At 66.1% G+C, this 25,535-nt stretch carries 29 protein-coding genes; 15 read left to right on the forward strand and 14 right to left on the reverse strand.

All coding sequences use genetic code 11. The features are described 5' to 3' along the window. The first annotated feature begins 91 nt into the window (after positions 1-91). On the forward strand, positions 92-403 hold the full coding sequence (locus LMH63_RS17415; protein WP_109679575.1) for a helix-turn-helix domain-containing protein: 312 nt from the start codon (positions 92-94) through the stop codon (positions 401-403). 43 nt (positions 404-446) lie between these two features. Here the strand turns inward: LMH63_RS17415 and LMH63_RS17420 are convergent, their stop codons facing one another. Continuing rightward, the gene (locus LMH63_RS17420) at positions 447-821 is read right to left on the reverse strand and encodes a DUF2306 domain-containing protein (RefSeq protein ID WP_109679576.1); all 375 of its coding nucleotides are present in this window, start codon (positions 819-821) and stop codon (positions 447-449) included. A gap of 344 nt (positions 822-1,165) precedes the next feature. Here LMH63_RS17420 and LMH63_RS17425 point away from each other — a divergent pair, with 344 nt between their 5' ends. The 6 genes from LMH63_RS17425 to arsN2 all read left to right on the forward strand — a co-directional run bounded on the left by LMH63_RS17425 (position 1,166) and on the right by arsN2 (position 5,877). Then, a complete protein-coding gene (locus LMH63_RS17425) occupies positions 1,166-1,564 on the forward strand; it encodes a PadR family transcriptional regulator (RefSeq protein WP_199225722.1) in 399 nt (132 codons plus the stop codon). 77 nt (positions 1,565-1,641) lie between these two features. Further along, entirely contained in the window at positions 1,642-2,970 is a 1,329-nt protein-coding gene (locus LMH63_RS17430) for an FAD-dependent oxidoreductase (protein ID WP_109679577.1), read from the forward strand. A 17-nt stretch (positions 2,971-2,987) separates the two neighbouring features. Beyond that, positions 2,988-4,211, forward strand: coding sequence for an MFS transporter (locus LMH63_RS17435; protein WP_109679578.1), 1,224 nt, complete (start codon positions 2,988-2,990; stop codon positions 4,209-4,211). 31 nt (positions 4,212-4,242) lie between these two features. Then, positions 4,243-4,716: a MarR family winged helix-turn-helix transcriptional regulator gene (locus LMH63_RS17440; RefSeq protein ID WP_146205242.1), complete on the forward strand. Its 474-nt coding sequence runs from the start codon at positions 4,243-4,245 to the stop codon at positions 4,714-4,716. Beyond that, positions 4,713-5,408, forward strand: a complete 696-nt coding sequence (locus LMH63_RS17445) for a DUF8737 domain-containing protein (RefSeq protein ID WP_146205243.1) — start codon at positions 4,713-4,715, stop codon at positions 5,406-5,408. Before LMH63_RS17440 ends, LMH63_RS17445 begins: the two co-directional genes overlap by 4 nt. Before the next feature lie 22 nt (positions 5,409-5,430). Continuing rightward, positions 5,431-5,877 (forward strand): arsenic resistance N-acetyltransferase ArsN2, encoded by a 447-nt coding sequence (arsN2, locus tag LMH63_RS17450; protein WP_109679581.1) that lies wholly within the window; start codon positions 5,431-5,433, stop codon positions 5,875-5,877. On the opposite strand, the gene LMH63_RS17455 is transcribed toward arsN2, so the two are convergent. From LMH63_RS17455 to LMH63_RS17480, 6 genes are all read right to left on the reverse strand, one after another. After that, complete coding sequence (locus LMH63_RS17455) at positions 5,872-6,351, reverse strand: OsmC family protein (protein ID WP_109679582.1); 480 nt, start codon at positions 6,349-6,351, stop codon at positions 5,872-5,874. The genes arsN2 and LMH63_RS17455 overlap by 6 nt on opposite strands. 39 nt (positions 6,352-6,390) lie before the next feature. Then, entirely contained in the window at positions 6,391-6,627 is a 237-nt protein-coding gene (locus tag LMH63_RS17460; protein ID WP_109679583.1) for a DUF1127 domain-containing protein, read from the reverse strand. A gap of 512 nt (positions 6,628-7,139) precedes the next feature. Beyond that, positions 7,140-7,619 carry a hypothetical protein gene (locus LMH63_RS17465; protein WP_109679584.1) on the reverse strand — a complete coding sequence of 160 codons (480 nt, stop codon included), beginning with the start codon at positions 7,617-7,619 and terminating at the stop codon, positions 7,140-7,142. 283 nt (positions 7,620-7,902) lie between these two features. Continuing rightward, entirely contained in the window at positions 7,903-8,355 is a 453-nt protein-coding gene (locus tag LMH63_RS17470) for an RES family NAD+ phosphorylase (RefSeq protein WP_109679585.1), read from the reverse strand. Further along, positions 8,352-8,762 (reverse strand): Xre family toxin-antitoxin system antitoxin, encoded by a 411-nt coding sequence (locus LMH63_RS17475; RefSeq protein ID WP_109679586.1) that lies wholly within the window; start codon positions 8,760-8,762, stop codon positions 8,352-8,354. Before LMH63_RS17475 ends, LMH63_RS17470 begins: the two co-directional genes overlap by 4 nt. 90 nt (positions 8,763-8,852) lie before the next feature. Continuing rightward, a complete protein-coding gene (locus LMH63_RS17480) occupies positions 8,853-10,202 on the reverse strand; it encodes an alpha-isopropylmalate synthase regulatory domain-containing protein (RefSeq protein WP_229332647.1) in 1,350 nt (449 codons plus the stop codon). Between the two features lie 50 nt (positions 10,203-10,252). Here LMH63_RS17480 and pdxR point away from each other — a divergent pair, with 50 nt between their 5' ends. Continuing rightward, on the forward strand, positions 10,253-11,752 hold the full coding sequence (pdxR, locus tag LMH63_RS17485; RefSeq protein WP_229332648.1) for a MocR-like pyridoxine biosynthesis transcription factor PdxR: 1,500 nt from the start codon (positions 10,253-10,255) through the stop codon (positions 11,750-11,752). A gap of 28 nt (positions 11,753-11,780) precedes the next feature. Here pdxR and LMH63_RS17490 read toward each other — a convergent pair whose 3' ends face one another. Then, complete coding sequence (locus tag LMH63_RS17490; protein ID WP_158280485.1) at positions 11,781-12,170, reverse strand: RidA family protein; 390 nt, start codon at positions 12,168-12,170, stop codon at positions 11,781-11,783. A gap of 458 nt (positions 12,171-12,628) precedes the next feature. Further along, positions 12,629-13,654, reverse strand: a complete 1,026-nt coding sequence (locus LMH63_RS17495; protein WP_109680226.1) for a zinc-dependent alcohol dehydrogenase family protein — start codon at positions 13,652-13,654, stop codon at positions 12,629-12,631. 111 nt (positions 13,655-13,765) lie between these two features. Between LMH63_RS17495 and LMH63_RS17500 the strand changes: the two genes are divergently transcribed. The 3 genes from LMH63_RS17500 to LMH63_RS17510 all read left to right on the forward strand — a co-directional run bounded on the left by LMH63_RS17500 (position 13,766) and on the right by LMH63_RS17510 (position 16,218). Then, complete coding sequence (locus LMH63_RS17500) at positions 13,766-14,695, forward strand: LysR family transcriptional regulator (RefSeq protein ID WP_109680225.1); 930 nt, start codon at positions 13,766-13,768, stop codon at positions 14,693-14,695. 208 nt (positions 14,696-14,903) lie between these two features. Next, a complete protein-coding gene (locus LMH63_RS17505) occupies positions 14,904-15,809 on the forward strand; it encodes an alpha/beta fold hydrolase (protein WP_109680224.1) in 906 nt (301 codons plus the stop codon). 37 nt (positions 15,810-15,846) lie between these two features. After that, entirely contained in the window at positions 15,847-16,218 is a 372-nt protein-coding gene (locus LMH63_RS17510; RefSeq protein ID WP_109680223.1) for a hypothetical protein, read from the forward strand. 80 nt (positions 16,219-16,298) lie between these two features. On the opposite strand, the gene LMH63_RS17515 is transcribed toward LMH63_RS17510, so the two are convergent. Beyond that, positions 16,299-16,901 (reverse strand): glutathione S-transferase family protein, encoded by a 603-nt coding sequence (locus LMH63_RS17515; RefSeq protein ID WP_109680222.1) that lies wholly within the window; start codon positions 16,899-16,901, stop codon positions 16,299-16,301. Positions 16,902-17,005: 104 nt separating this feature from the next. Next, positions 17,006-17,812 carry an alpha/beta fold hydrolase gene (locus LMH63_RS17520; protein ID WP_109680221.1) on the reverse strand — a complete coding sequence of 269 codons (807 nt, stop codon included), beginning with the start codon at positions 17,810-17,812 and terminating at the stop codon, positions 17,006-17,008. Between the two features lie 122 nt (positions 17,813-17,934). Here LMH63_RS17520 and LMH63_RS17525 point away from each other — a divergent pair, with 122 nt between their 5' ends. After that, positions 17,935-18,237: a MerR family transcriptional regulator gene (locus LMH63_RS17525; RefSeq protein WP_229332649.1), complete on the forward strand. Its 303-nt coding sequence runs from the start codon at positions 17,935-17,937 to the stop codon at positions 18,235-18,237. A 37-nt stretch (positions 18,238-18,274) separates the two neighbouring features. On the opposite strand, the gene LMH63_RS17530 is transcribed toward LMH63_RS17525, so the two are convergent. Both LMH63_RS17530 and LMH63_RS17535 read right to left on the reverse strand, forming a co-directional pair. Next, positions 18,275-18,907, reverse strand: coding sequence for a hypothetical protein (locus LMH63_RS17530; protein ID WP_109680219.1), 633 nt, complete (start codon positions 18,905-18,907; stop codon positions 18,275-18,277). A gap of 374 nt (positions 18,908-19,281) precedes the next feature. Continuing rightward, a complete protein-coding gene (locus LMH63_RS17535) occupies positions 19,282-20,199 on the reverse strand; it encodes a LysR substrate-binding domain-containing protein (RefSeq protein ID WP_109680218.1) in 918 nt (305 codons plus the stop codon). 882 nt (positions 20,200-21,081) lie between these two features. Here LMH63_RS17535 and LMH63_RS17540 point away from each other — a divergent pair. Beyond that, positions 21,082-22,062 (forward strand): DMT family transporter, encoded by a 981-nt coding sequence (locus LMH63_RS17540; protein ID WP_109680217.1) that lies wholly within the window; start codon positions 21,082-21,084, stop codon positions 22,060-22,062. Then, positions 22,059-22,685, forward strand: coding sequence for a nitroreductase family protein (locus LMH63_RS17545; protein ID WP_109680216.1), 627 nt, complete (start codon positions 22,059-22,061; stop codon positions 22,683-22,685). The genes LMH63_RS17540 and LMH63_RS17545 overlap by 4 nt, the downstream gene beginning before the upstream one ends. A 71-nt stretch (positions 22,686-22,756) precedes the next feature. Here the strand turns inward: LMH63_RS17545 and LMH63_RS17550 are convergent, their stop codons facing one another. After that, entirely contained in the window at positions 22,757-23,059 is a 303-nt protein-coding gene (locus LMH63_RS17550; RefSeq protein WP_109680215.1) for a hypothetical protein, read from the reverse strand. A gap of 412 nt (positions 23,060-23,471) precedes the next feature. Between LMH63_RS17550 and LMH63_RS17555 the strand changes: the two genes are divergently transcribed. Next, a complete protein-coding gene (locus tag LMH63_RS17555; RefSeq protein WP_146205290.1) occupies positions 23,472-25,277 on the forward strand; it encodes a hypothetical protein in 1,806 nt (601 codons plus the stop codon). The last annotated feature ends 258 nt before the right edge of the window (positions 25,278-25,535 follow it).

Consider the following 25,535-nt stretch of genomic DNA (forward strand, 5'->3'; position numbering starts at 1 on the left):
GATGTCAGCGGCCAGACCCGCGCCAGTGCGGGCCCCGGGTGTCGACCAACCGCTATACTGGCAATCTCCTAGAGGCGTCAGGGTGGCCGCGATGACGGACTCAATCGACGTGCTAGAGAAGTTCCGGGATCTGCGCCGCGAGGACCCGGAGCGCGACGAAGCGATTGAGCGCACAGCCCCCCAGCGAGAGGTGGCAGGCGCACTGATCTGCCTCCGACATGCCGCGGGATTCACGCAGGGGGAGATGGCCGAGGCCGTCGGTGCAACAACGGCCGACGTATCACGACTCGAGTCCACGGCGGGTGACCTGGATCTGAAGATCCTCGCTGCGTACCTCCATGCCTGCCGCGCGCGGCTGCAATCGGCCGATGGGCCGCCACCCGGGCCGACGAACACGGAATGAAGGGCGCGCCAACGTCGCGCCGGGCTGGCAGTGAGGCATGCCTCTAGCCGAAGAGCCATCCGTTGATCAGGCGCCCCGGCGCGATCGTGCCTGCGGCAGCTGCAGCTGACCCCACGTAGGCGCCTACCGCGTACGAGCGGTGACGACGCACGTCGCCCCGCATCGCCGCCCGGGTGGAGGCCAGGATCGAGTACAGCACAACCAGCGAGAGCACATGGATCGCACCGTAGTCGCCAATGATCGGCATAAAGCTCTCGATCCAGAACGACGTCAACGCGGTGACAGCCATGGCGATCATCCATGTCCAGCCAAGCGCTCGGTGGCTCTTCGTGCCCTTGCGACGCACGATCTGAGGCACGCCAAGCACAAGGGCAAGCGTGGCTGCACAGAGGTGGACCCATATGGTTACGCCAGCCATCCGCGCTGATCCTCCCGGTTGAACGCCTCAGCCTCGGTACAGCGTGGCAACCGCTGATGACATGAGACGGAATCCGAAGCCGACGGCGTGCTCACAGTTGTGGCTCGTCCTCGCCGGCAGTAAAGAGCCCTTCACTGACCACCGGTGCTCAGAGAGAGGTGGTATCCATCCTGGATATCCTCGAGCTCAGGGAGCGCGGGCCTGCCGGGTTCGGTCACAAGCGGAACAAGATTGGAAGGGGACTACGGCCTCCGAACGCAACTCAGAACAATGGACAGCCAGTAGGGCTGGAGACATTGAGGGTCGATGCATACAATAAGCGTATGAGCAGGGCAGAGAACACGATGGCGAAGGCCGATATCCCGGACTTCCTCAGCCGCTCCTACTGGAACGGCACGATCAAGATGAGTCTGTCCAAGTTCTTCATCCTGTGCGTGCTGCACCGGGGCCCGCTGCACGGCTACGAGATCGCCCGAGAGGTTTCGGCACTGACCCATGGCTGCTGCACGCCCGCCGAGGGGACCATCTATCCGGTGCTCCGCCAGTACGAGCAGGGCGGCTACGTCACAGTCCAGAATGAGACGGTCTCAGGACGCCAGCGCCGGGTTTACAGCCTCACGGACAAGGGCCGGGAGGCTTTCCGCGTTGCCGTCGCCGCCTGGATGGATGTAACCGAATGTCTGCTCGAGTGCCGCAATGTCCTTGACGGCGAGTCGATGCCCGACGCGCTGCGCGCCGGGTGATTTTTTTTGCCTTGAGACTTTGAGCATCGATGCATCGGGGCTCATATGTAACACCAAACCTGAAGGGAGGTAACCCCATGGACCCAGAACGGCTCATCGCGATCATCGGCGCCGGCCCCGTGGGGCTCGCCGCCGCAGCACGGCTTATCGAGCGCGGACTGCACCCCGTCATCTTTGAGCAGGGCCCGGGACCGGCCGCTGCGGTACGCGACTGGGGCCATGTCCGCGTGTTTACCCCCTGGCGCTACCTGGTCGATGAGGCCGCCGGGCGGATGCTCCGGCGCAATGGCTGGACGCCCCCAGACCCGGACGAGCTGCCAACCGGCGCGGAGATCGCCGATCAGTACCTCGAGCCTCTTGCCCGCCTGCCGGCGATCGCGCGGGGCCTGCACACCCGGGCGCTCGTCACCGCGGTGACCCGCAAGGGCATTGGCAAGCTCCAGACGTCCGGGCGCGAGCAGGCACCCTTCCTCATCCACTGGCAGGACCGCGAATGGCAGGACCGGCATACGCTGGTCCGCGCGGTCATCGATGCTTCGGGCACCTGGTATCAGCCCGCCCCGCTCGGGGTGATGGGCATTCCGGTTCCGGGCGAGGAGGACGCCGGAGAGCGGCTTGCCTACGGCATCCCGGACGTCCTCGGTGCAGAGCGGGCCCGCTACGCAGGCCGCCGGGTGCTGGTCGTCGGCGGCGGCCACTCCGCCATGAACGCCGTGCTGGATCTCCTGCGCCTGCGCGAGGCGGTGCCCGGCACGGAGGTGGTCTGGGCGCTGCGCCGCGCCGGGCTGGAGCATGTTGTCGGCGGCGGGAGGCATGACGAGCTCCCGGCGCGTGGAGAGCTTGGGCTCGCGGCCGCCCAAGCCGTCGAGCGTGGCGATTTGCAGCGCCTCGCTCCCTTCTCGGTCACCGCGCTCTCACGCACCGAACACGGATTGCGGGTCGATGGTGTGCACGCCGGCCGTCATGAGTCTCTCGAGGTGGACCGGGTCGTCGCGTGCACCGGGTTCCGCCCGAATACCGCGATGCTCCGGGAACTGCGCCTGGAGCTCGACCCGGTCATGGAGGCACCGCCGCGCCTTGCCCCCCTCATCGACCCCAACGTGCACAGCTGCGGCACCGTGCCGCCCCACGGCGTCGACGAGCTCCGCCACCCGGAGTCGGGCTTCTACATCGCCGGCATGAAGTCCTACGGCCGGGCACCCACCTTTCTCATGGCCACGGGCTACGAGCAGGTCCGCTCGATTGCCGCCGAGCTCGCCGGCGACCACGAAGCGGCGCGCGAGGTCCACCTGCAGCTGCCGGATACCGGCGTCTGCAGCGCGGGGCCGGCCGGCAGCTGCTGCGCCCCGGCCCCTGCGCCCCGCCGCACGCCGTCGGGAGCGGCCAGCTGCTGCGGCGGAGGCTGACGGAGCGGAGCTGAGGGATGGGGCGGTTCATCACCGCGCTCGGCATCGGCCAGTTCTGCGCGTGGGGGACGCTCTACTACAGCTTCCCCCAGATCGCAGAGGCGATGGGTGCCGAACTCGGGTGGAGCAAGGCCGAGCGCTATCTCGCGCCGACGCTGACGCTCATTGTCGCCGCGGTGAGTGCGATGCCCGTGGGCATTGCCATTGACCGCGGGCATGGCCGGCTCGTCATGAGCCTCGGGGCGCTCGCTGCGGGTCTGCTTCTGTTGGCGTGGTCGCGCGTCGAGACACTCGCCGGCTTCTATGCCGTCTTCGCGGCGCTCGGTATCGTCCACGCGGCCACCCTCTACGACGCCGCCTTCGCCGTCGTCGCCCGTCACACGGGGCCAGAGCGCGCGCGGCGCGGCATCACCCTGCTCACGCTCTGGGGCGGCTTTGCGAGCACGGTCTTCATACCGCTCGTCGAGCTCATGCTGAGCCGATGGGACTGGCGCATGTGTGTAGCCACACTCGCGGTGGTACCCATCGCGCTATGCGCGCCACTCAACGCCTACGCGATACGCTCCCTTCGGGATAGCGCTCCAGTGGCGTCAACAGGGAGAGAAAAGGCCATCGCGCGGGCGCCGCTCAGATGGGCCCTTGCGAAGCCGACCTATTGGGCGCTGGCGGTCGTGTTCATTGCTCATGCGGGCGTTTTCTCCGGCTTCACCTACCACGCCTACCCACTGCTTCAGGAGTTTGGGCTCGGTGCTGGCAGCGTCGTCGGTGTGCTCGCGCTCATCGGTCCCGCCCAGGTCGCGGGGCGGCTTGCCCTCCATTTGGCACCCGCCGGCCCTTCGATTGCCACCCTGGGTGTCGGCGCCTCAGGGCTGACCTTCCTGGTGTTCATCACGCTCGCGCTCGCCCCAACGAGTGTGGCGCTCGCAGGCGTTCTCGCCATCGTCTATGGCGCCGCCAACGGCGTTATGACCATTGTCCGCGGGATGGCGGTTCCCGCCCTTCTGACCCGCCACGCATATGGTCGAGTGACGGCGAGCCTCATTGCTCCGGCGACGGTCACCAAGGCCGCGGCCCCTGCCGCGGCAGCCATGCTCTGGGGCCTCACACAGGGCTACGGTCCCGTGCTCCTGGCGCTGGCCCTCGGCAGCGCGGTGCTCACCCTCGCATTCTGGGCCGCTGCCGTAGGCTCGCGGACCCGTCACAGCGCGCGGGGCGATACCGCCGGGACCGCGGAGGTTTGACTCGAGCGTGTTATTTGTGTACACAAGTATTATGGATGAAGCACAGCACCCCTACTACGGCTGCCTCTGCCTCGCCTCGCGGCGACTGGCTCGCGTCGTCACGCAGCTCTACGACGAGGCGCTAAGCGAGACAGGGCTGAAGATCACGCAGTTCTCGGTCCTGACGGCGCTCGACCAGGCCCCGGGCGAGGCGCCCCGTCTTGGGGCCATCGCCGAGGCACTCGACATGGAGCCCTCCTCGCTCACCCGCTCACTCAGCCCGCTCCTGCGTCGGGGCCTCGTTGAGCTCGCCTCCGGGCCGGATCGTCGCGAGCGGCGTGCGCGGGTCACGCACGAGGGCAAGCGTGTGCTCGAACAGGCCCATGAACGCTGGCAGCACATCCAGGCCCGCCTCGCCGAGGACATTGGCGAGGAGGACTTCCACAAGCTCCTGGCGCTCTTGCACCAGGGAAGGCAACGAATTGCGGATCGCAGCGCCGCTCATCAGGAGGTACCTCAGCCATGACGACATCGTCCCTGACGAACCATCGTCGGGCCGCCCCCGGTCCCACCTTCCTAGCCCTTGCCGCGGCTGTCGTGACGCTATGGCTGGTCACAATTGCAACGCTCGGTGCCAACGGCTTTTTCAACGTCGCGCCCTCGGCGCCACCCGTGCAGACGCTGACGGCCATGCTGTTGCCGCCGGCGCTGTTCCTCCTATTGCTGCGGATACCGCAAGTGCACGAGGCGGTCCTCGCTATCCACCCGGTCTGGCTGGCCGCCGTGCACGGCCTGCGCATCCTCGGCGCGGGATTCCTGTTCGTCTACGCGTTCGGCCACCTGCCGGGCCTGTTCGCGCACACTGCCGGCTGGGGCGATGTGCTCGTCGCGGTGCTCGCACCGTTTGTCGCCGCGCGCCTCGCGCTCGACCCGCACTTCCTGCGCTCGTCCTGGCATCTCGGCTTCCACGCGCTTGGTCTGCTTGATTTCGCCGGCGCCGTGCTCTCGGGACTGATCGCGCGCGGTACGCTGCCACTGCTCGGTCTCTCCGAGTCGACAGCGGCCCTCGGCGCCCTGCCGCTCGCCCTCATCCCATGCTTCGCCGTGCCGCTCTGGATCTGCCTGCACATTGCCGCGATCGTGCAGATTCGCGACGCCCGGCGCCGTCATCGCCAGGGCGAGGATGACGTGACCGGGGACGCCTTGGCCTCCCTGTGAGCGCCGAGACCGAGGAGGCCCCATGAACCACGCGATGGAGATCCGTGCCAGCAACCTGGATGCCTCGATGCTGCACCTGCTGGTGCACTGTGGGCTGCCTATCGATGATCTGGGGACGGCCGAGGGGCGAGCGCGGGTCTGGTGCTTCGCCGCGCGCTCGGGGCGTGAGACCGTCGGCGTCATCGGCCTCGAGGAAGCCGGGGGCGACGCACTGCTGCGCTCGCTTGCCGTGCACCCCGACCATCGCGGCACTGGCCTGGGCAAAAGACTGCTCGCGCACACGGAGCAATGGGCCCGGGAGCGGGGGATCGAGCGGCTGTATTTGCTGACAACGACCGCTGCGGCGTTCTTCTCCGCGTGCGGTTATCGGTCCCTGGCTCGGGAAGCAGCACCCACTGCGATTCGCGAGAGTGCGCAGTTCGCCGACATCTGCCCCGGATCGGCCGAGTTCATGGGCCGAACGCTATGAGGGGTCGCCCGCAACCCGGATCCGGGGCTCGCAGCGCACCGGGAAGTTCATCGACCGCGCGATGAAGCACTCGTGGTGAGCCGCCTCGTGGAGCGCGAGGGCCGAATCGGTGCGGGACGCCTCCCGGATGACGACCTCCGGATGGAGAACGACCTCGCTGAAGCGATTCTCTTCGCCACCGAGCCGCAACGTCCCCTCGGCATGGTCAACGTAGCTCTCCACCGTGATGCCGGCATCGGCGCAGAGGTGGAGGTACCAGAGCTTGTGACAGGCCGAGAGGGCGGCGACGAGCAGATCCTCCGGGTTCCAGCGTGCGCCGTCGCCGAGAAACTGCGGGTCGGCGGAGCCCGCGATGAGCGGCTTGCCCGCGACCTTGATCTCGTGATTGCGGCGGTAGGCCCGATAGTCTCCCGTCCCTTCGCCCGTGTTGCCGGTCCACTCCACCGTGACCGCGTAGTGGTGATCCCTTGCCATACCCAAAGCCTCCGCATTGACTTCCCGGTCGTTACGTCCTCAGGGACACCAGAACGGGCGATACGCCACTTCCAGGAGCTCCCGGCGACTGACGCCAATATCCCGCAGCATCCGCTCATCAAGGCGAGCAAGATCCTCCCGCAACCGCCGCCGCACGGCGCGCCGTTCGCGCCACGTCTTCAGGCAGCTCCCGATGGCCACGATCCAGCCGATGTCCCGTGAGCTACCCGCTCTCATCGACGCCTCGCACTCACTCCGCCCCACCTGCTCGAACATGACGCTGCCTTCCTACCGGCCACTTCGCCGGCATCTGCATCTGCAATGGACACACCGCCAAGCTAGGCCTACATCGGCTTGCCAGAAAGATCCGTTTTTAAGTAAAAGAAAGGGCCAATCGGGAGACAAGGCATTCAGCTAATGTGTTGAAACCTTGCTGAAGCGGGCAAAGGCCCCGCTACCGAAAGGTGGCGGGGCCTTTTTCATAGGATTTTGTGATCATCTTCGGGTTGTAGGGCGCCCGGCCGGTCCAGATGCGGCGGTTGCCGGCCACCGTTGGGACGCCACGCTCAAGCGGTGAGAGTCGACGTCGGGCGCGCTGGAGAAAGCGCTCGGTCGGCAGCAGTGAGCAGAGTGCAGGAGTATCTCCGCCAGGCGTTTCATGTCCTGCCCTGGACGGGCGGTCTGATGGGAGAAGGTCTTCTCGACCTCCCCGCTCGAACCCCATGGATACGGCGTCCAGCGGTCGTGCCAGTGGCCCTGCTGCTGGGAGTTCGCCTGCAGCGCGAGCTTCAGTAGCTCGATCTTGCCGCGCGCGAAGCTCCCCCATTGCTGTCGCGCTCCTCCAGGATCTCGTCTCGTTCCCGCGCCGCTGCCTCTCGCTCCTCACGGGCCGGTGCGCTCTTCACTTTGGTGTAGAAGAGATGGCTACGGTTCGCGAGCACCCAGTCGTGGAAGGCAGCCATGTAGGCGGCCCGTATGCCGCTTTCCTGGTCCACGAAGAAGTGCGCCTCATCGAAGGCCTCCAGCCAACGACGCAGTAGGTTGAAGTGAGCGTAAAGAACGTACTCTTCCCGCAGCTGCAAACCGTCGTCGGGAAGTTTTGTCTCCGGGTCAAGTTGATCGCTCGGCGACTCGACATCCCAGCGCTCGAGGGCTTTAGCGCCACGCCGGTGCTCGATATCGCCAATCACGGTGATGGCAGCGCCAGTGTCGTGGGCCACGAGGGGCGTCATCTGGCCCGGGCGCTGGCCGCGCGAGGCGTCACCCATATGCCGGTGCGCCTGGTCAGCACGGGAGGTGTGCGGCCGATTCGCTGGAATGCGCAGGTTCCAGGCGCCTTTGATTGGGTGGAGACATTCCCCACCAAGATCACGCCGGAGGAGGGTGGTGCGCCGCAGCCTTTCCCGGTCGTTCGGGCGAAGGATGGATCCATTCGTGCTCGCGAGTCGGCTCCCGCCCCCGCACCGCTCGGGCGCCCGTCACAGCGGATGCGTCAGAAGGCGAACGATGAGCTGGCCGGACCCGGCATGTGACTGAGACCAGACATGCGCCCTATGCGCTGGGCTTAAATAGCCTCCGGTCCCACTCGAGCGGGCGAATCTCTGGATCTGGGACATTGCCCATATCGGGGTGCGCCGGGTTGATGAGTACATTGCGCCCGTACGGGACGATGACCGACGGCACCTCCAGGGCCAGGGTCTCGGCCGAATCCAGCCAGTTATCGCCGAAGGCTCGTGTCCGCATTTCGTCCGAGAGGTCGCCCACCGCGTCACCAGGCAGCGCCGCGGCCGGTGCGGGCAGGTCTATGGCCATCAACACGTAATCGTCCGGCAGCAAATCCGGATCCATTTCCATGTGCACCAGCACCTCGATCATGGCGAGGGCCGGGTCGGCGGCCGTATAAACAATCGGCCGCCCCCTGGAGTGCCAGCGCCCACTGGCGAGCCGACCGCCTTCGCCCGACAGGTCGGCATAGCGCTTCCGCGTGACCCGGAAGACTCTCACCCCGGGATGCCGTGATCGATCCTTGTGAGCAACTCCTGGACCAGCTCGGCGCCGAGATTGGTGTCGAGCATGTCCACACAGCTGCGCCCCTCGAAGCGGCGCATGGGCTTGTTCAGGTAGGCGCGCGCCTTGTCAGCATTGCCGAACGTCTCGATGGCATGCTGCACGATCCGGTTTACCCGGAAGAGGCGCTCGCTTTCCTCGGTCGTCAGGGGCTCGCCGCGGGAGCGTCGATGGGTCAGCGTGCGTCTTGGTGCAACGAGGTCATAGACCTGCTTGCGCGAGACGACGCCTTGTTCGATCAGGGCATCAACCATCTCGACGGGCACGCCCTTGCGGATGGTCTCAATGGTTTTGAGGCCATCATTGCCGAGCTGAAATCCGAGTGTGGGGCCTGGGTGTGCCATAGGGTTGTGTCCGATATGAGCAAGCTTGCCTCGAAGTATACGCAATGTTGCTCAAATAGCCTAGACCCTTCAGAAGTCTAAGCCTCGGCCCTAGAGCGCGCCGGGCAACACCTCCGGGCGGTGTCGGCAGACACGGTTGATGCCGCTAACGATGGCGCGGACCGAGGCGGTGATGATGTTCGGGTCGATGCCGACGCCGAACACATCGCCGTGGAGGCCTTCGGCGGCTAGCTCCACGAAGGTCACGGCCCTAGCGTCGGAGCCGGTGCCCATGGAGTGCTCGTCGTAGTGCTGCACCCGCACGTCGGCACCCAGGGCCTTGAGGGTGGCGTCGATGGGGCCGTTGCCCACGCCGTCCCAGGTCTCCTCGCCGCGGGCGGTCTTCACCCTCAGGCGGATGCCCTGGCAGTCTTCGGCGTCGAAGAGCTTGTGGCCCAGGCACTCCACCGCGCCGCTGGCGTTGAGGTACTCGTCGGGGAACATCTGCCACATCTGCTGGGCGTTGACCTCGGTGCCGACGCTGTCCGTGGGGTCGCCCAGCAGCATGGCCATCTCATTGACCTGCGTGACATCGGATCGCGCGTCGTAGTTCAGGTGTACCGGGAAGACGTACCCGGAGAGGACCTCGGTGGATACGATCGCCCGGAGCACCGTGTTGCGCTTGTCAGCGCGCAGGCGCCAGTTGAGGGTGTAGGACTGCCGGTCGGTGGCGATGTGGATAGCCCCGCGCCCGGCGGTCTTGGCGCCGAGCTGGGTCTCACGCTCCGCGGCGAAGACCAGGCAGGCCTCGTAGGCGCGGTCTATGATGTCGTAGACCGTCTGCGGACGGATCGAAAAAATTTCGATGATTCGTTTGATGGGCATCGAATTGAGCAGCGCCTTCACGACCTGCTCGGTCCGGTAGGGGCGCTCGCCGGCGCGCGGCGGCCGGCGCCTTGCCTGCGTGACGAACGTCTGGCCGCAGGCGCGGCAGCGAAAGCGCGGGGTGCCCTGACGGGTCTTGCCGTGGCGGTAGTACGCCTCGGGTGTGGTGCGCAGATCGACGCTGGTGTTCTCGCACTCGGGTCGCGGACAGCAGAACGTCTCCGGGCGCCAGGTCAGAATGTCGATCGTGTCGACGACGCCGGCGTTGCTCTTCAGTGGAATGGTCTCGCCGCAGGCCTTGTAGCGAACCGAGGGCGGGATGGATTTGGCCTGTTCGCCTATCCGCGGTGGCCGCGAGTTAGCCCCGACGCGGGTATAGCCGGGATCCTTGCATTTGCTGCGGGCCGCAAGGCCGAAATTCTCGCAGACTGGGTTCTTGCAGTGGTTTACCTGGATGCCATCGACCGCTTCCGGGACACGAACCTTTCGAGCGTCTGAGCCGGATTTTTGGCTGGCCAACGAGAAAGCCCCTATACCCACAGCCTGAGTATAGGGGGCTTCTGAAGGGCCCGCCAAGACAATTTCAACGCATTAGCTGAATGCCTTGAATCGGGAGAGGCCGCTCCATGACCCATCCCTCCTATCCCCTCGCGCAACGCTTTCAGCCCGTCCGCAGTGGGGTGCGAACGCTCCAGGATCAGCTCGTTGCCTTCCTGCGCGGCGCAGTGGCCGAGGGCACGCTGCGCCCGGGCGAGCGCCTGCCGGCATCCCGAGTACTGGCACGCGAGATGGGGCTATCGCGCAACACGGTGCTCGTCGCCTTCGAGCGGCTCATGGCGGAGGGTTATCTCGAATCACGGCGCGGTGCCGGCACCTATGTAGCCGCGGGTCTTCCGGCTCCGGCCATGGCCGACTCACATGCGGACCCTCGCGACGATGCCCCGTCCCGCCGACGTTCCCGCCGTGCGCAGGCCGTGCGCGAGCACACCTCGCCGATGGTCTCCGGCAATCCGCCGGGTCCGATGACACCGGGGCTGCCCGCCCTCGACGAATTCCCGTTCACGCAGTGGGCGCGCCTCAGCGGCCGGTACTGGCGAGGCCGCAACGCCGCCGAGCTCGCCTACACCGATCCGGCCGGACTGCCAGCGCTGCGCGCGGCCATCAGCCACTACCTGCGCGCCTACCGGGGCGTTCTCTGCGAACCCGACCAGGTGGTCGTGGTCGGTGGCACCCAGGCGGGCATCGATATCACCGCCCGGGTCTTGCTCGAGGCCGGGGAAACGGTCTGGGTCGAGGACCCGGGCTACGGCGCCTGTCAGAAGGCGCTGCTCGGCGCCGACGCGCGCCTCGCGCCGGTGCCGGTGGACGAGGACGGAATCCAGGTCGAGGCCGGCGAGCAGCTCGCACCAGACGCCAGGCTCGCCTTCGTTGCGCCGGCACATCAGTATCCGACGGGCGCGGTGATGAGCCTGGAGCGCCGCCTCGCGCTCCTGGACTGGGCACGGCGCGCAGCCGCCTGGGTGCTGGAGGACGACTACGACGGGGAGTTCCGCTACGGGCGCCCGCCGATCAGCACCCTGCACGCGCTCGACCAGGGCAAGCGCGTGATCTATCTCGGCACTCTCAGCAAGGTCCTCGCGCCTGCGCTGCGAATCGGCTACCTCATCGTGCCGCACGACCTGCACGAGACATTTGCCGCGATGAAGGCCGCCACCGACCGCCAGATGCCCATCGGCGAGCAGGCGGTCGCGGCGGAGTTCATCGCTTCCGGCCGGCTCGCAGCCCATGTACGGCGGCTTCGAACCCTATATGGTCGTCGTCGGGAAGCGCTCCGGGCCGCGTTGTCGTCGCACCTTGGCGAGCTGCTCGACATCCAGGACAGCGGAGCGGGCCTGCACTTCATGGCCCGATTCGCCAGCACGCTACCGGCGGACACGGCCATCGCCCGGGAGGCACAGCGGCGTGGGCTCGGCGTGCGTGCCCTCTCGACGTCCTCACCGCTGAAGCGCCAGCTGCAGGGACTCATCATCGGGTTCGCGAACGTACCGCAAGAGCGCGCTGATCCATGCGCGCAGATGCTCGCCGACGCCATCAAAGCCGCGCACCCTCACACGGCGCTTGCCTAAGGCTCCCGGGCGGCACAGGCAGCGGCGTCTATCCCGGCCTGCGGCAAATCACTCGAATCTCGACGAGGGTGCCTTCAGTGATGAGCTCAGTCGTACCAATGCACGACCACGCCGGGTAAGGCGGCTTGACGAATTCGTCCTTTACCTTGATGAACACCTCCAAGTGCTTGCGAAGGGCGACATGGTAGGACGTCATCTCGACGACGTTCGCGAAACCGAGACCAACCGATTTCAACGCTGCCCCGAGAAATCTGAACGCATCACGGAACTGCGTCTCCGGGTCGTCGGCCATGGAGTAGTCGGGGCGACACCCCGTGACACCGGAGAAAAAAACGAAAGCCCCGGCATCGTAGGCCCGGGACAAACGCCAATCGCCTTGGAAGTGGTCAAAATCGGCGGCTGAGTAGATCTCTGTCATGGCCATCCTCCTGCGGCGAGGATGTGACAGACATGAATTGTCATCGACCCGTTTCTTGCGAAATCTCCCGCGCAACCCCGCGGGTCCACTGAAGCACCTGGACCGATATGTCGATCCGCGGATACCTCGTCAGCGCCGGAAGGCTATGGCACGAATCAACCCTCACTCTGAAATAAGCCAGAACGACAGGCATGCGTCGATAACGCACTGTGGGCGCTCCTCGATAACAAGGTGTGCGGAATCGGGTGTCGTCTGAACTCGCGCTCCCGGAATCAGCTCCGCCAGCCTCTCGCCGCGGTCACGGGCATCCAGGCGTCCTCCTCACCCCTGGGCAGCATCACAGGGCGAGCGATCTCCCCGTACCGCGATTGCACCTCGTCGGTGTCCTGCTGATCGGCCTGGGCGATCTGCCGGTAGAAGGACGCCGCCCCTCCGTACCTCGCCACGCCTCGCTTTCCCTAACGGACTAGGACGACCTTCCCGAGCGGGCCTGCGTGCAGCTTCCTGAAGGCGTCGGGGGCCGCGGCGAAGGGAAACTGGGCGTCGATCTGTGGCGCGAGGCCGTGCTCGTCGATCCACGCCACCATGCGCTCGAACGCGGCGCGGTGGCCCACAGCGACGCCACGGATCCTTGCCTGATGAAGCATCAGCGTAGGCAGGGGGAACCGTGCCTCGGGTGAGGCGAGAAAGCCGATCTGGGCGATCTCGCCGTTAAAGGTAAGCGCCCGCAGCGAGCGCTCGAGGTTGTTCCCGCCGACGAGCTCGATGATGCGATCAACCCCGTGCCCACCGGTTAGCTCCAGCACGAGCCGATCCCAGTCGGGGTTGGCGTGGTAGTTCACCGTGTGGCTCGCCCCCAGCAGCTGGGCGACGTCGAGTTTGCGGTCGCTGCTCGACAGCGCAATCACGTGCGCACCGACACTCGCGGCAAACTGGATCGCGAAGCAGGCGACACCTCCGGTGCCCTGCACAAGGACGCTCGATGTGGAGTCGACAGGGTGGCCCTCAAGCAGCGCGGCGAACGCGGTAAGGCCCGCAATCGGCAAGGTGGCCGCCTCGGCATCGGAGAGCGAGTGAGGCGCCCTCACCGCGTGCGCCTGGTCGAGCACGACGTACTCGGCCAGCACACCCTGGAGGGGCCCGCCGAGCGACCGCGCCCGGGAGAGGTCGGGGACCGGAGGGGCTCCTTCGATCCAGTCGACCCAGTAGTGGCTCAGCACCCGCTCTCCGATCGTGAAGCGCTCGACCTCCTCACCGACCGCCACGACGCGGCCAACCGCGTCGGAGCACGGCACGAACGGACGCTCAAGGTCCGGCAGGAAGGCCCCGTCCATGACCAGCAGGTCCCGGTAGTTCAGGGCAACGGCGCTCACCTCGACCAGGATCTCCGTGGGGCCCGGCTCCGGCAACGGCACCCGGTCGACCTTCAGCTGGTCGACACCAAAGCCCTGAAGCCGCCAGGCCTGCATTGTCTCGGCACTCATGGCGTATCCCCTCGTTGCATGTGCAAGCACGTCAATGCGAGGGGGAGAGGCTAGACTGATGCAGCAAACGCACTAAGACATCGCCTTGCACCAGACTTTTGCGTTAACGGCATGAATGGACCTCGACTGACGGCCATTGAGGCCTTCGTCACCGCCGCGCGAACCGGCGGCTTTTCCGCCGCCGCGGAAGTGTTGGGCCTCGCCCCATCGTCGGTCAGCCGTGCCGTCGCGAGCCTGGAGCGGGAGTTCGGTGTTCGGCTCTTTTCGAGGACCACTCGGCGGGCGAGCCTCACCCCGGACGGGCGGCTGCTCTACGAGCGCTACAGCCGCCTGCTCGAGGATCTGCACAACGTCCGCCTCGAGCTGCTCGAAGGGGGCAAGCAGCTGCGCGGAAAGCTGCGGATCAGTATCCCGATCTCCTACGGCCGCAAGGTCCTCGTGCCGGTCCTGTCCCGCTTTCTGAACGCCTACCCCGGGGTTGAACTCGACGTCAGTTTCTCCGACCGCTACGTCGATCTGCTCGAGGACGGAGTCGATGCCGCCGTGCGCATCGGCGACTTCCCGCGGGCGGACTACATCGCCCGCCCGGTCGATAGCGCAGGGTTCGGCGTGTTCGCCTCACCCGAGTACGTGGCTCGCAACGGCGCGCCGGCAGACCCGAGAGCCCTGGCAGGTCACGAGTGCCTTGCGTACGTCTACCCGGGCACGGATCGACGCTATCCCTGGCAGCTCTTCGAGCGGGGCGCCGAAATCTCGATCCCGCCGAGCGGGAAACTTGCGCTCGACCATGGGGAGGCGCTGGTGGACGCCGCCGTCGAAGGCCACGGCATCATTTACGTCCAGGACTACATGGTCGAGCAGGCAATCCACGAGGGGCGGCTCACGCCCATATTGCAGGCCTACTGGCCGGCACGTACGAGTGTCGCGCTCATCTACCGCGAGCCGCAGCACCTCTCCCGTCGCGTCTCGGCACTGATTGGCTTTCTCCGAGCGCATTTCGAGCCACACGTGGAGGGAAACGAAGGCCCTGCTGAGATGTGATACGCGCCCCGCAGCAACTCCCCCCCCTTTGAACCAGGCGCCCCGCTATCCGATTCTCATCTCGCCGGCGAGAGACAGCGGCCATGGATGAGAGGAAGTCATGCAAGCAGCCATTAATTCTCAACGCTTACATCCGTCGCCGGCGTTAAGGCTGCACGTGCCCTGTGTTAATTCTGGAGGTCAATCCAGAAGCCCCAGGAGCTCACCCATGGCACAGCAGCTCCCGAATCCTCGGGACATCGTCCCCCGGGATGCCGTGATCAACGGCCACCGAATCGCCTACGGCCTCCGTGGCGAAGGCAGGCACCTCGTGTTTCTCCACGGCACGCCAAGCAGCTCGTTTATCTGGCGCGACGTCCTCGAGCACCTCGGTGTGGGTGCCCGCACCCTGACGTTCGACCTCCTCGGCTTTGGTCACTCCGAGCGGCCCTGGCAACCGTCCGTGGACACATCGGTCGCAGCGCAGGTCCCGGTGCTCTTTTCGCTGCTCGACCAGGTTGGCTTCGCGGATGCCCATCTCGTTGCGCACGACATCGGAGGCGCCGTTGCGATGCGGGCGGCGCTGGCGTCACCGCAGCGCTTCCGCACGCTCACGTTGATTGACACCGTGAGCTTCGACAGCTGGCCCTCGCCGCGGACTCGCCAGCAGATCGCACAGGGCCTGGACGCGTTGCTCGCCACGGACGAGAACACCCACCGTGAGCACTTCCGCGCCTGGCTTGCGTCGGCAGTGCACGACGAGCAGCGCTTCCGAGCCGGCGCCCTCGAAACGTATCTCGACATGATCTCCGGGCCGGTCGGACAGGCAAGCCTTATCCAGCACCAGATCCGCCATTACGACAGTCGCTACACCGAGGAGCTCACGCCGCGGCTCGCCGAGCTCGGTGAGCTACCGACTCAGCTCATCTGGGGGCGCGAGGATGCATGGCAGCGACTGGAGTGGGGTGAGCGGCTGCACGCAGCGATTCCAGGCTCCGAGCTGCACGTGCTCGACGCATGCGGTCACTTTGCGATGGAAGATCGCGGCAATGAGGTCGCGAGCCTCATTGAAGGATTCACCTCTCGCCACGCTGCGCCCGAGGCCCGCGGTAGCCACGATGGGCATGTCCTATAGTCTCCGAGGGCAGGCCACGGAGGCTCGGAGAGCTGGCATGAACGTCCCAAAGCGTTTCGTCCGCCGCCACTACCTCGTGGCACCCACGCACATCGAGAAAGTACGGGAGCTGAGCGAGCGCCATGGGATCTCGGCCTCCGCGGTAGTGCGCCGTGCCATCGACGCCTACGCCCCTGAGGACGCTGTGAGCCAGGAGCAGGCGGCGGCGGCAGCGCTCGATTCCATGTCGGAGGCACTTCGCGACACGCGCGCGCAGCTTGCGGCCATGCGCGAGAGACTCGATGAACGCATGTCCGAATCGTACCGGGAGCGCGAGCGTGAGCACGCGCGCCAGGAGGTGCGTGCCTACTTCGCCGCGCATCCGGAAGAGCTGGACGCCCTCTCTGACTACCTCGGTGGGCTGCGCTAGTCGGACAAGGCCGTTGCCAGGCGTTCGGGATCGGGGGACGGAATCACGAGCGGCTTAGCAGCGCCTGCGACTCCGGCGTATCACCGCCTCATCGGGACATGTCCGTCCGTGGCTGCAACGCGGTCAAGCCAGCTCGAGACGGCCGGAAAATCGGCGAGCTCGAACCCACCTTCCTCCGCCACGTGGGTATACGCGTACAGCGAGAGATCCGCGATGGTGAGCGTATCGCCCGCAATGAAGGGGCTCTCCCGGAGCTGCCCTTCCATGATGCCGAGCGCCCGACGCCCCCCTTCCTGCTTGGCCTCGTACTGTTTCCGCCGATCCTCCGGGAGGCCGAGGTAGAGCGCGATAAAGCGCGCCACGGCGATATACGGCTCGTGGCTGTACTGCTCGAAGAACTGCCACTGGAGCACTCTCGCCCGCTCCCACGGGTCATCCGGCAAGTACGGAGTACCGTGCGCGAGGTAGTTCAGGATGGCATTGGACTCGGTGAGGCAGGCGCCATCAGCACACTCGAGCACCGGGATCTTGCCGTTCGGATTTCGCTCGAGAAAGGCCTCGGTCTGCGTCTCCCCTGCGAGGATGTCGACATCGATCCATTCGTAGGGCAACCCGAGACGCTCGAGCAGCATCTCGACCTTGTAGCAGTTGCCGGACCCGTGATCGCCGTAGACTCGGTACATTTCGGTTTCCTCCTTACTGGTGGAGACGGCGATTCCTTGCTCGCCAACCAACCACCTCGGCAACCAGAGCGCTGATCGGTGCCGCGGATAACGAACGCCTGCGGTCAGGTTTCAAAGTAGATGGCGCCATCGATGAAGTCCTCAATGATCCTGGAGAGCGTTTCTGGAGTCTCCATCGGCATCAGGTGTCCGCCGGGGAGAGTCATGAACCTGGCCCCGGGAATCGCCCTCGCCATGGCCCGGGCGTGCACAGCCGGCACCATGTAATCGTCCTCCGAACCGATCACGAGCGTCCGCTGCCGGATCGCCGGCAGCTCGGCGCGAACGTCAAGATCGAGGTCCATCTGGATCTGGCGAGCGAGCCCTAATGGATCCGTGCTGCGCACCGTGTCCGCGACCATTGTCTCGAGCGCCTCGCGGGAGAACCCGGACAGCACGCCCGGGCTGAATCCCGTGAGCAGGCCAAGACGGGCCATCGCCTCGGGGTCGCGCTCGGCAAGCGCGAGCCAATGCTCGAACTGGAACCGAAGCCGTGGGTCCTCGCAGCTCGCGAATCCGTTGATCAGCACGACAGACCCGATGCGCTCCGGCCGGGTGGCGGCGATATGGGCCGCTACACCGGCTCCAAGCGAGAAACCCACGAGATCGAACGTGCCGGCATCCGCGGCATCGGCGGCCGCCAGGACCTGCCGCGCGAGGTAGTCCACGGTGAGGCGCGCGCCATTGTCCACGGTTTGGCCGGATCCCGAGTAATTCGGGCGCACGACGCGACGCTCGCCTCTTAGCGTGCTGACAAGCGGTGTCCAGTTGGCCTCGGCACTACCCCCGGTGCCGTGCACCAGCACCAGCCCCCGCCCTGTGCCCTTGGCAAGGTACTCAACCTGCGCCCCTTCAGTTTCCACGAATGCCATGACGTCCTCGCCGTTCCATGTGCCGAAAGCGCAGGCTAGACTCTGACAGCGCTGTCAGAGTCAACGGGTACCAGGCCATGCGGATCGGTGAGCTCTCGAGGCGCACAGGGGTAAGCGTTCGTATGCTGCGCTACTACGAGGCGCGCGGTCTGTTGCAGCCCCAGCGCCGTGCGAGCGGGTATCGCGAGTACTCCCCGGCCGATGAACGCACGGTGCGCCGGATACGCGCCCTGAGCGCCGCGGGCCTCAAGCTCGAGACGATTGTGGAGATCCTGCCCTGCATAAAAGGCGAGGCGATCGAATTCGAGCCGTGCGACAAGCTGAAGAAGCGCCTCCGCGACGAGGCCGACGCGATCGCGCAGCAGATCGACAGCCTTCAGGCGAGCCATGCCCTGCTGATGGAATATCTCCACCGCGCGGAGTAACCGGGGCCTGGTCAATGCAGCGCCGTGCACGCGACGCTCACTCCTCGAACAACCTCGCGTAGCGCCTCAACTGCTCGTTGGATAGGGCAGGCCTGATCAGCTCGCGCTCGGCCTGCGGCATGGCCATCAGCTCGCGGTGACTCGAGGCGTCCCGCAGCGTGATCTTGTACAGGTGCGGCTCGTATTCGATGCCGCGCCTTTCCATCTCCGCGAAGACAAGGCTGAGCGTTGCCGGCGACACACCGCGGCCGGTCTCGAGACGCTCGGCAGCTCGTTCGATCTCGGCGCGGTTGTGCCGGTCGAGCTGCCAGAGCTCACGCAACGGCGCGAGCGCACGCTGCCGCAGCTCGACCTTCAGCGCCTCGCGAAGGTGCCGACGGCGCTGCGCATACTCGGTGATGGCCCGCCCCTCGCCGTCGAGCACCCGGATATCGGCAAACTTCAGGATGCAGCGCGAGCCAACGAGCAACGCGTGTCCGGTCCGATCGTTGCTGATCTCGTAGTGGTGCGAGAGATGGGGGTGCTCGCAGAGCTCACATCGAATGCCACGTGATTCCGCGTAGACAATGACACGACCGGTAAACAGCCACTCGGCGAGTGCCGTCTCAAAGCAGGCCGCCACGCTCCGTGGCAGGAGATTGCGCCGCGAATTCGCCAGCCAGTGATTCATCTCGACTCTGCGAACCTCCCTGGTTGCCATTCACCCCGAGCGCGCCGCCGGGTAACGCGTCGAGCAGTCGCGCCGCCGAGACCCCGGCGCTTGGCGGCGCGCCGCACAGCAATGCACGCGCGGACCTCGCCCACCGCCGCATCTCTCCAAACTATCTGCGAGGCGCGGCCGGCCGGTGGGATCGGGCATCACTCGCCAGCGGCGCGTGCGCCCATGGGGTGTTTCGGGGTCAGGAAGATGTCAGGCAGGGCTAGGGAATTGCGAGACCGCCGCGCAAAGGTGTCCAGAAATCCCGATAGGTTGTCCGGAAAGCCCAACCCGGGGGCTGACCGGGTGGGCACCGCGGCCATGGATTTGGATCTGCGCGCGGCGGATCAGGGTTCCTGCTCTTTGTAGTGCCTGGCCTCGGAGAGAATCCAGTCCCGGATCGCGATGACCTCGGCACCCGGTTCGGATTCCGCCTGCACGAGCCAGTAGGCATGCTCGGTGGACGCCGCGGGCCCGCTCCAGGCAAGCACCTTCAGTCGGCCATCGGCGAGCATTGGCTCGACCAGCGCGCGGCGGCCAAGCGCGACGCCCTGGCCTGCGATCGCGGCCTGAATGACCTGGTCATACTGGTTGAAGTGGACGACGCTCCGCGGCGCGTCGCGGTCGAGGCCGGCGGCATGCAGCTGCTCACTCCATTGCAGCCACGGGCGCCCGGGGTCGCCGAACTCAAGGAGAGTGAGCGCGGGCAACGTCTCGGCGTCCACCCGGTCCACCGCGAGCGATGGATGGGCGACAGGGACTGTGCACTCCCCGAACAGTCGGAGGGCGCCTGGCGGGGCGTCGCGCCCCGAACAGTAGCGGATCGCGAGGTCGATGCCTGCCGCGCGCAGGTCGAGCAGCGCGTTATTCGCCTCAACGCGGACATCGATGCCAGGCAGCTCCCCTTGCAGACGACCGAGTCTTGGCAGAAGCCAAAGGCCCGAGACACCGATGCTCGCGGTAATCGTCACGCCCGCACGGGTCTTCTGGCGTCCGAGGTAAGCGACGGCGGCCTCGATCTGGCTGATCGACTGCTCCGCCACGCGGAAGAAGTGCTCGCCCGCCGGTGTCAGCGCGATTGAGCGGTGGCCGCGCTCGAGAAGCTGCACGCCAAGGTAGTCCTCGAGAGTTCGCAGCTTCCGGCTGACCGCGGACTGCGTGAGAAAGAGATCCTCGGCGGCGAGGGTGACGCTCATGCGGCGGCCGACGGCGACGAAGCCGCGCACGGCATCGAGTGGCGGAAGGCGGACGGCGGACTTACTCATGGCAACCATCTTCCCTGCGAAAAGTGCCCGGCACGGCAGGGTCGCCGCTGCTTGCCGACCGTTGCCGCCGGGCCACGCACACCCATCCAGTTCGGATCGGCCCCGATGCCACGGGAGTGGCGATCAACTACGAGCTCGAGCACCCGACAGGCCGCTGACGGGCGATACCCCCGGTTTCCGGCGCCAGGACGTCCGGACGCGGCGGCCCGCGGCATCGAGGACGGGCCCAACCGGTGAAAACTCCCTGGGCGCTACATCTGGCTCGAGCGGGTCCCCGCCGACCGGATCGCCGATATACCCGCCTGATCAGTCAACGAGGAGCGAAAGGTACCGCACCCGGCGTGGAGACACCCGATTGGACTCGGGCACGGACTCACGGCGCGGCTGGCACGACGGCCTCGCGCCTCATGAGTAAACGCCCCCCAGGCGGCAGACTAAACGGTATTGTGCGTTGCCAAAAAGGTCCAACCGGCCTGCAGCGCACGAGCCGGGCGGCCACCGATCGCGGCTTTGCCGAGGGGCGGCACACGCACTCGGGCGGCCATCATCGGAAAGGGCAAGCCACCCGTAGCTGTTGAGGCCCGTCATCGTTAAATCGCGTCTGCTGCCAGTCGCCCGGGCGAATCTCGGCGCGCACCGTCATGTCGGCCGTGGCGCCCCGGGTCGGTCACACTTGCCCCTGGGGAATGTGAGTCGCGCGCATTCCGCATTTGCCTCGATAGCGGGATCGGGCGTGGAATCCGGCGGAGGTCGGGTGCTACGGGCGACCCGGGGAACGCGTGCGCCTCGCCCGTGAGCGCGCGCCGCGCGCGACAGGCCGTCTGCCACCCCTAGCACGTAGCCCAATTACCGCCTACCTGCCAAGGGAGCAAGAGCCGCCGGATGAACGCGCGTGCCGCACAAACGCAGGGGAAACGGGCCTGGGCGCTCGGCTGGCTGTCCGGCATCACCGTTGTCGCCCTGTTCGCGGGCTTCACGCTCTTCTCGCGTCTTGGCGCCCTGGATGGCCTGCGGCCGGCAGATCTCGCCGCACTACGGTTCCTGCCGAGTGGGCTGGTGCTACTGCCCGTTCTGCTGTCGAAGGGTCTGCGCGGGCTTGGCTTGCTTAAGGCCCTCGCCCTCGCGGTTTTCGGGGGACTTGGTTTCGCGCTCCTCGCCTACCGGGGCTTTGAGCTCGCCCCGGCGGCCCACGGCGCCGTCTTCCTCCACGGGATGCTGCCGTTCTTCGGAACACTCATCGGCGCCATGCTGTTGCTCGAGCGCCCGCGCGCCGGGCGCATCCTCGGAGCTTTGCTCATCCTCACCGGGGTGATCATGCTCGGATGGGATGGCACACGGGAGCTGGATGGCAACGTCGTCCTCGGGGATCTGTCCCTGCTTGGGGCCTCGCTGTGCTGGTCGGTCTACGGAGCACTGGCCCAGCGCTTTCAGGTCGGTGCCATCGCGGCAGCCTCCATCGTCGCCCCTTTTGCGCTGCTGCTCTATCTGCCGCCCTATGTGCTCTTCCTGGACCCACAGTTGCATGCGGTTCCCGTGCCAACCCTCCTTGGGCAGCTGATCTTCCAGGGGCTGCTGATCGGTGTTCTCTCCCTCGTCGCCTATACGACAGCGGTGTCATTGCTCGGGGCAACGCGGACCGCCCTCACAACCGCCGCGGTGCCGGGGGTAACGGTGCTCGGCGGCATCCTGCTCCTTGGCGAGATCCCCACGGCCGTGGCCTGGGCAGGCCTTGGCACGACGACGCTCGGGATGCTTGTAAGCTTCCTCCCGCAGCGACCCAACAAAGGTCCCCGCACCCGGGGCACGGCCGGGAGCACGCCGCCGGCCGCCAGTGGCACAGCCGCAGCGAGGGTGGAGCGATGAAGCTGGAGGAGGCCCTTCGCGCCAGGCGTTCCTGTCGCGAATTCGCCAAAGCACCCGTTGAGGGCGCGTCACTGCTGCGCATTCTCAATGCCGGGTTTGGCGGCTCGGAGACTCAACGCGCACGGCGCCATGTCCCGTCAGCTGGGGAATCTTATCCATTGCTGGCTCGGGTGGCTGCTTTTCAGGTTCGCGAGCTGCCCCGCGGCCTTTACGAGTACAACCCCGATGCGGATCACCTCGAGCGAATTGCGCTCGCAGACCTCGGCGGGACCGGGGAGCCGCCTGAGACCTTCGTCGGCGCCACGATCGGCCAACAGACGTGGATCGGGGGCGCGGCCGCGGTAGTCGGGGTTTTCGGGACAACGGACGGGCTCGAGGCGCGCTTCGGCTCGCAACCACCGCCGGGTCGCTGGCAGCGCTACCTGTGGATGGAGGCGGGGGCTGCGGCCCAGAACGCGGCCCTGCGCGCCGCAGAGCAGGGGGTCGGGATGACGCTTGTCGGCGGCTTTGATGATCGGGCCGTTCAGCGCCTATTCGGACTCGGCGGTGAGCCCTTGGTCGCGATCGCGCTTCTGGTGCTTGGCCGACCCGTCACGGGCGGTGCCTCGAACGAGAACACGTGACCTGCCCGCCGCGGCGTCAGCGCTGAGGTGGCGGTCGGCCGAAGCGAAGGCCGACCACGACCTCAGCGCACCTACTGGCCGTAGGGGTTCGGGTCGTAGTTGTCGCCAAGCCCGTCGTTGTCCGAATCCCAGTCGAAGCGGTTGGATGCTCCGTCGTTGTCGTAGTCACGAGTCGATGGGTTCATGAGCTCGTAAGAGTTCTGCGAGGGGCCGTAGTTGTTCGACCGCAAGCTATCGGGGCTCGAGCGGACATGCGGGCGTACGTAGGTGCCATCGCTTCGGTAATACCCATCGACGTAGACATCATCCGCGACGGCGACGCTGCCTGCGGCCGTCACGGCGAGCGCTGCGCCAATCACAATGCTGCGTAGCATCGCCACCACCCCCGATCACTGCTTCTCCTCCACTTGAGAGTGACATGGCGATCCGGGCGTCCTCAATGCGCGCACACGTGGTCGTCATGGATCGCACAAAGCCCGACGACCAGGCACCGAGGCCTCGAATATCGCCTCCCGCGACCACGGTCACTACGTCTGGCGGGACCGTGCTTGCGGTCCGCCATCGCCGGCATGCACTTCGTTCATGTGACCCGCGCCCGATTTTCATTTCATGCCGTACCGGCCCTTTTAGTTAAATCTGGCCGGTCGCTCGAAGGAGAATGAACGCCCCGCTGCATCGCGCCCTGGTCGCACCCGTCGGGCGAGTTGGAAAAGACGACCGAGATCGGGCAGGCCGCCCGGGGAGAGCGGGCGGCGGCATCTCATCAGGAGCAAAGGAGTCAGCACCGTGCCGCACACCACTGATCGCCTCATGGCGTTCCCGCAGGACGACCGAAAGTGGTGGATTCGCTGGGTCGAACCGTTCAAGACGCCCCGCGCTGGGACGGCGAGTCCTAGCCTCAAAGTCTGGCTTGCCCCGGTGCTGGATGACGGCACGGCCCTGGATCTGCGCGCCACCCTGACAAACACGGATGACGACCGCGACGTCGAAGTGCTCGCCGGAGTTGCCCCACGATTGGCCCTCGGCGCCGTCTTCGAGAACGGGGTCGAGCAGGGCGGCTTGCCCCTTGAGACACGCACACTCTCCTTCAAGCGGGATACAAGCCGCATTTACGTCGATTACGGCCTCTCGACACTCGAGCCTGCTCCACCGAACTGGAACTCTACCGCCCCCTACCGGGTGCTCAATCGCTATGAATATCCGGTGAGTAACGCGCCCAACGGGCAGTGCGTTGTCCTCACTGATCCCCGGAACACGCTGATCATCCCCTGCTACGAGGTGTTCCGCACGCTTTGTGCACCAACCGCGGAGTTCGCACGTGCGCTGCTATCGGGCCCCTGGCAGGAGCAAGTGGCACAGATCGTCAATCCCGATAGGACGGGGATTATCGATGGCAATCGCTGGCAGGTCGTGCTTCGAATGCGCGTGGAGAACGAGTTTCTGACGCTCGCGGCAAACCTCGCGCTAGGAGCCAGGGGGCACAGCGTCGCGAGCAGTATCTATGGCAACGCAGTCACTTCCAGAGCCTTCGGGAACCGGCTCCCCTTCAATTCCTCATGGTATCGATTCACAGTGCGCGGATTTAAGTCGCCCAACGACCCCGAGAAGTTCATCGCCCTGCAGATCGTTCGCTTCGGCTGTGAGTATCCCTTCTCAAAGCTCATGTTCGAGCGCGATAACAGCAACGAGCCGGGCGCAGACCAGAGGACGACCGATGATCCCGCCCCTCACGAGTCTCGTCGGCCACAGGGTGTACCGGACGACACGCGGCCATTCCCGGTGTCGAGCGATGAGGATCCGCGCGAGGATAGTGATGCACTCCATGTCGTAGCGCAGGGCTGCGTACTCGAGGACGAGCCTGAGAAGGAGCGGCTTCAGAAGGAAGAAAGCCTGATCTACACGGCGCGCCGCCGCAGTCATGACGAAGAGGTGCTGAGCAGGTCTTCGTCGGGTAGCCCGTTCCACGGGCGCTCGGATGCGGCGAAGGCCGAGTACCAGGCCGAGGGCGCGCCTGACCTCCCTGAGCGCTTGGGGCTTGTCATTGACCTGATGGATCGCCTAAAGGCAGCCGGCCATATCCTCGACTGGCGCGCAACAGCGCCGGAGAGTGGCAATACCTTACGCGGGAAATTCCCGGCGTGGATAATGCCTTTGGGTCCAGGCAAATCAGCCAGAGGGCAGGCGATTACCCCTTGGTGCTATCTCAACTCATGGACCGGTCAGCGCCGAGCCGCCTTGGTGCTTGAGCTCTCGATGCGATGGGGCAATGTCTACTGGATTGAGATCGAGCCGCGAGTAAGCGAAAAGGGCTTTCAGGCCATACTTGCGTGTTTGGGCGGGGACTATCGTCGTGGTGTGCAGGAGCTGCTACGCGTTGCTGTTCGCAATGAAGGTGTCTGGCCGCCCTCGATATCACCCGAGATGGCCAATGCCGGCGTTCTGGGCATTGAGCGATTCAAGCACCACAGGGAGGCAACGACAGCGGGGCAATCGATGCACCATAACGCTCCCCTGGCCATCACCCATGCGATCAATGTCCTCAGGCGCCTAAACGCTCAGGCCGGACGGAATCGCGACCGCCGATCCAGGTAGATGTAAGCTTTCGCCCCTCTACATCACCCGCAGTGGCGACATGTCAGCGGAAGCGGGACGTTAATTTAGGGATCGCTGTCGGGAGCCGCCGCAGTTCCCCGCCGCGCGGCGGCCACTACCGTCCGCCGCCCAAGCAACAAAGGGGATCGTGGGCTGAGACCAACTAAGCTAGCCGCCGATCGTTCCAGGGTTTTTAGATCCTTAATTCGCTGATCCGAAAGCAGGCGAGTAGGGAGGAGCAAGCCACGGGAACAGGTG

It is taken from the genome of Spiribacter halobius (assembly GCF_020883455.1).
Taxonomy (GTDB): domain Bacteria; phylum Pseudomonadota; class Gammaproteobacteria; order Nitrococcales; family Nitrococcaceae; genus Sediminicurvatus; species Sediminicurvatus halobius.

What these genes read in the sequence shown, in the direction of transcription:
- LMH63_RS17535 (WP_109680218.1), bottom strand. Translation starts at nt 20,199, where the DNA reads ATGAGTAAGTCCGCCGTCCGCCTTCCGCCACTCGATGCCGTGCGCGGC.
- arsN2 (WP_109679581.1), top strand. Translation starts at nt 5,431, where the DNA reads ATGAACCACGCGATGGAGATCCGTGCCAGCAACCTGGATGCCTCGATG.
- LMH63_RS17425 (WP_199225722.1), top strand. Translation starts at nt 1,166, where the DNA reads ATGGCGAAGGCCGATATCCCGGACTTCCTCAGCCGCTCCTACTGGAAC.
- LMH63_RS17550 (WP_109680215.1), bottom strand. Translation starts at nt 23,059, where the DNA reads ATGCTACGCAGCATTGTGATTGGCGCAGCGCTCGCCGTGACGGCCGCA.
- LMH63_RS17420 (WP_109679576.1), bottom strand. Translation starts at nt 821, where the DNA reads ATGGCTGGCGTAACCATATGGGTCCACCTCTGTGCAGCCACGCTTGCC.
- LMH63_RS17530 (WP_109680219.1), bottom strand. Translation starts at nt 18,907, where the DNA reads ATGAATCACTGGCTGGCGAATTCGCGGCGCAATCTCCTGCCACGGAGC.
- LMH63_RS17515 (WP_109680222.1), bottom strand. Translation starts at nt 16,901, where the DNA reads ATGTACCGAGTCTACGGCGATCACGGGTCCGGCAACTGCTACAAGGTC.
- LMH63_RS17440 (WP_146205242.1), top strand. Translation starts at nt 4,243, where the DNA reads ATGGATGAAGCACAGCACCCCTACTACGGCTGCCTCTGCCTCGCCTCG.
- pdxR (WP_229332648.1), top strand. Translation starts at nt 10,253, where the DNA reads ATGACCCATCCCTCCTATCCCCTCGCGCAACGCTTTCAGCCCGTCCGC.
- LMH63_RS17465 (WP_109679584.1), bottom strand. Translation starts at nt 7,619, where the DNA reads ATGGGTGACGCCTCGCGCGGCCAGCGCCCGGGCCAGATGACGCCCCTC.
- LMH63_RS17475 (WP_109679586.1), bottom strand. Translation starts at nt 8,762, where the DNA reads ATGGCACACCCAGGCCCCACACTCGGATTTCAGCTCGGCAATGATGGC.
- LMH63_RS17495 (WP_109680226.1), bottom strand. Translation starts at nt 13,654, where the DNA reads ATGAGTGCCGAGACAATGCAGGCCTGGCGGCTTCAGGGCTTTGGTGTC.
- LMH63_RS17460 (WP_109679583.1), bottom strand. Translation starts at nt 6,627, where the DNA reads ATGTTCGAGCAGGTGGGGCGGAGTGAGTGCGAGGCGTCGATGAGAGCG.
- LMH63_RS17545 (WP_109680216.1), top strand. Translation starts at nt 22,059, where the DNA reads ATGAAGCTGGAGGAGGCCCTTCGCGCCAGGCGTTCCTGTCGCGAATTC.
- LMH63_RS17525 (WP_229332649.1), top strand. Translation starts at nt 17,935, where the DNA reads ATGCTGCGCTACTACGAGGCGCGCGGTCTGTTGCAGCCCCAGCGCCGT.
- LMH63_RS17430 (WP_109679577.1), top strand. Translation starts at nt 1,642, where the DNA reads ATGGACCCAGAACGGCTCATCGCGATCATCGGCGCCGGCCCCGTGGGG.
- LMH63_RS17540 (WP_109680217.1), top strand. Translation starts at nt 21,082, where the DNA reads ATGAACGCGCGTGCCGCACAAACGCAGGGGAAACGGGCCTGGGCGCTC.
- LMH63_RS17455 (WP_109679582.1), bottom strand. Translation starts at nt 6,351, where the DNA reads ATGGCAAGGGATCACCACTACGCGGTCACGGTGGAGTGGACCGGCAAC.
- LMH63_RS17415 (WP_109679575.1), top strand. Translation starts at nt 92, where the DNA reads ATGACGGACTCAATCGACGTGCTAGAGAAGTTCCGGGATCTGCGCCGC.
- LMH63_RS17505 (WP_109680224.1), top strand. Translation starts at nt 14,904, where the DNA reads ATGGCACAGCAGCTCCCGAATCCTCGGGACATCGTCCCCCGGGATGCC.
- LMH63_RS17490 (WP_158280485.1), bottom strand. Translation starts at nt 12,170, where the DNA reads ATGACAGAGATCTACTCAGCCGCCGATTTTGACCACTTCCAAGGCGAT.
- LMH63_RS17500 (WP_109680225.1), top strand. Translation starts at nt 13,766, where the DNA reads ATGAATGGACCTCGACTGACGGCCATTGAGGCCTTCGTCACCGCCGCG.
- LMH63_RS17510 (WP_109680223.1), top strand. Translation starts at nt 15,847, where the DNA reads ATGAACGTCCCAAAGCGTTTCGTCCGCCGCCACTACCTCGTGGCACCC.
- LMH63_RS17520 (WP_109680221.1), bottom strand. Translation starts at nt 17,812, where the DNA reads ATGGCATTCGTGGAAACTGAAGGGGCGCAGGTTGAGTACCTTGCCAAG.
- LMH63_RS17445 (WP_146205243.1), top strand. Translation starts at nt 4,713, where the DNA reads ATGACGACATCGTCCCTGACGAACCATCGTCGGGCCGCCCCCGGTCCC.
- LMH63_RS17435 (WP_109679578.1), top strand. Translation starts at nt 2,988, where the DNA reads ATGGGGCGGTTCATCACCGCGCTCGGCATCGGCCAGTTCTGCGCGTGG.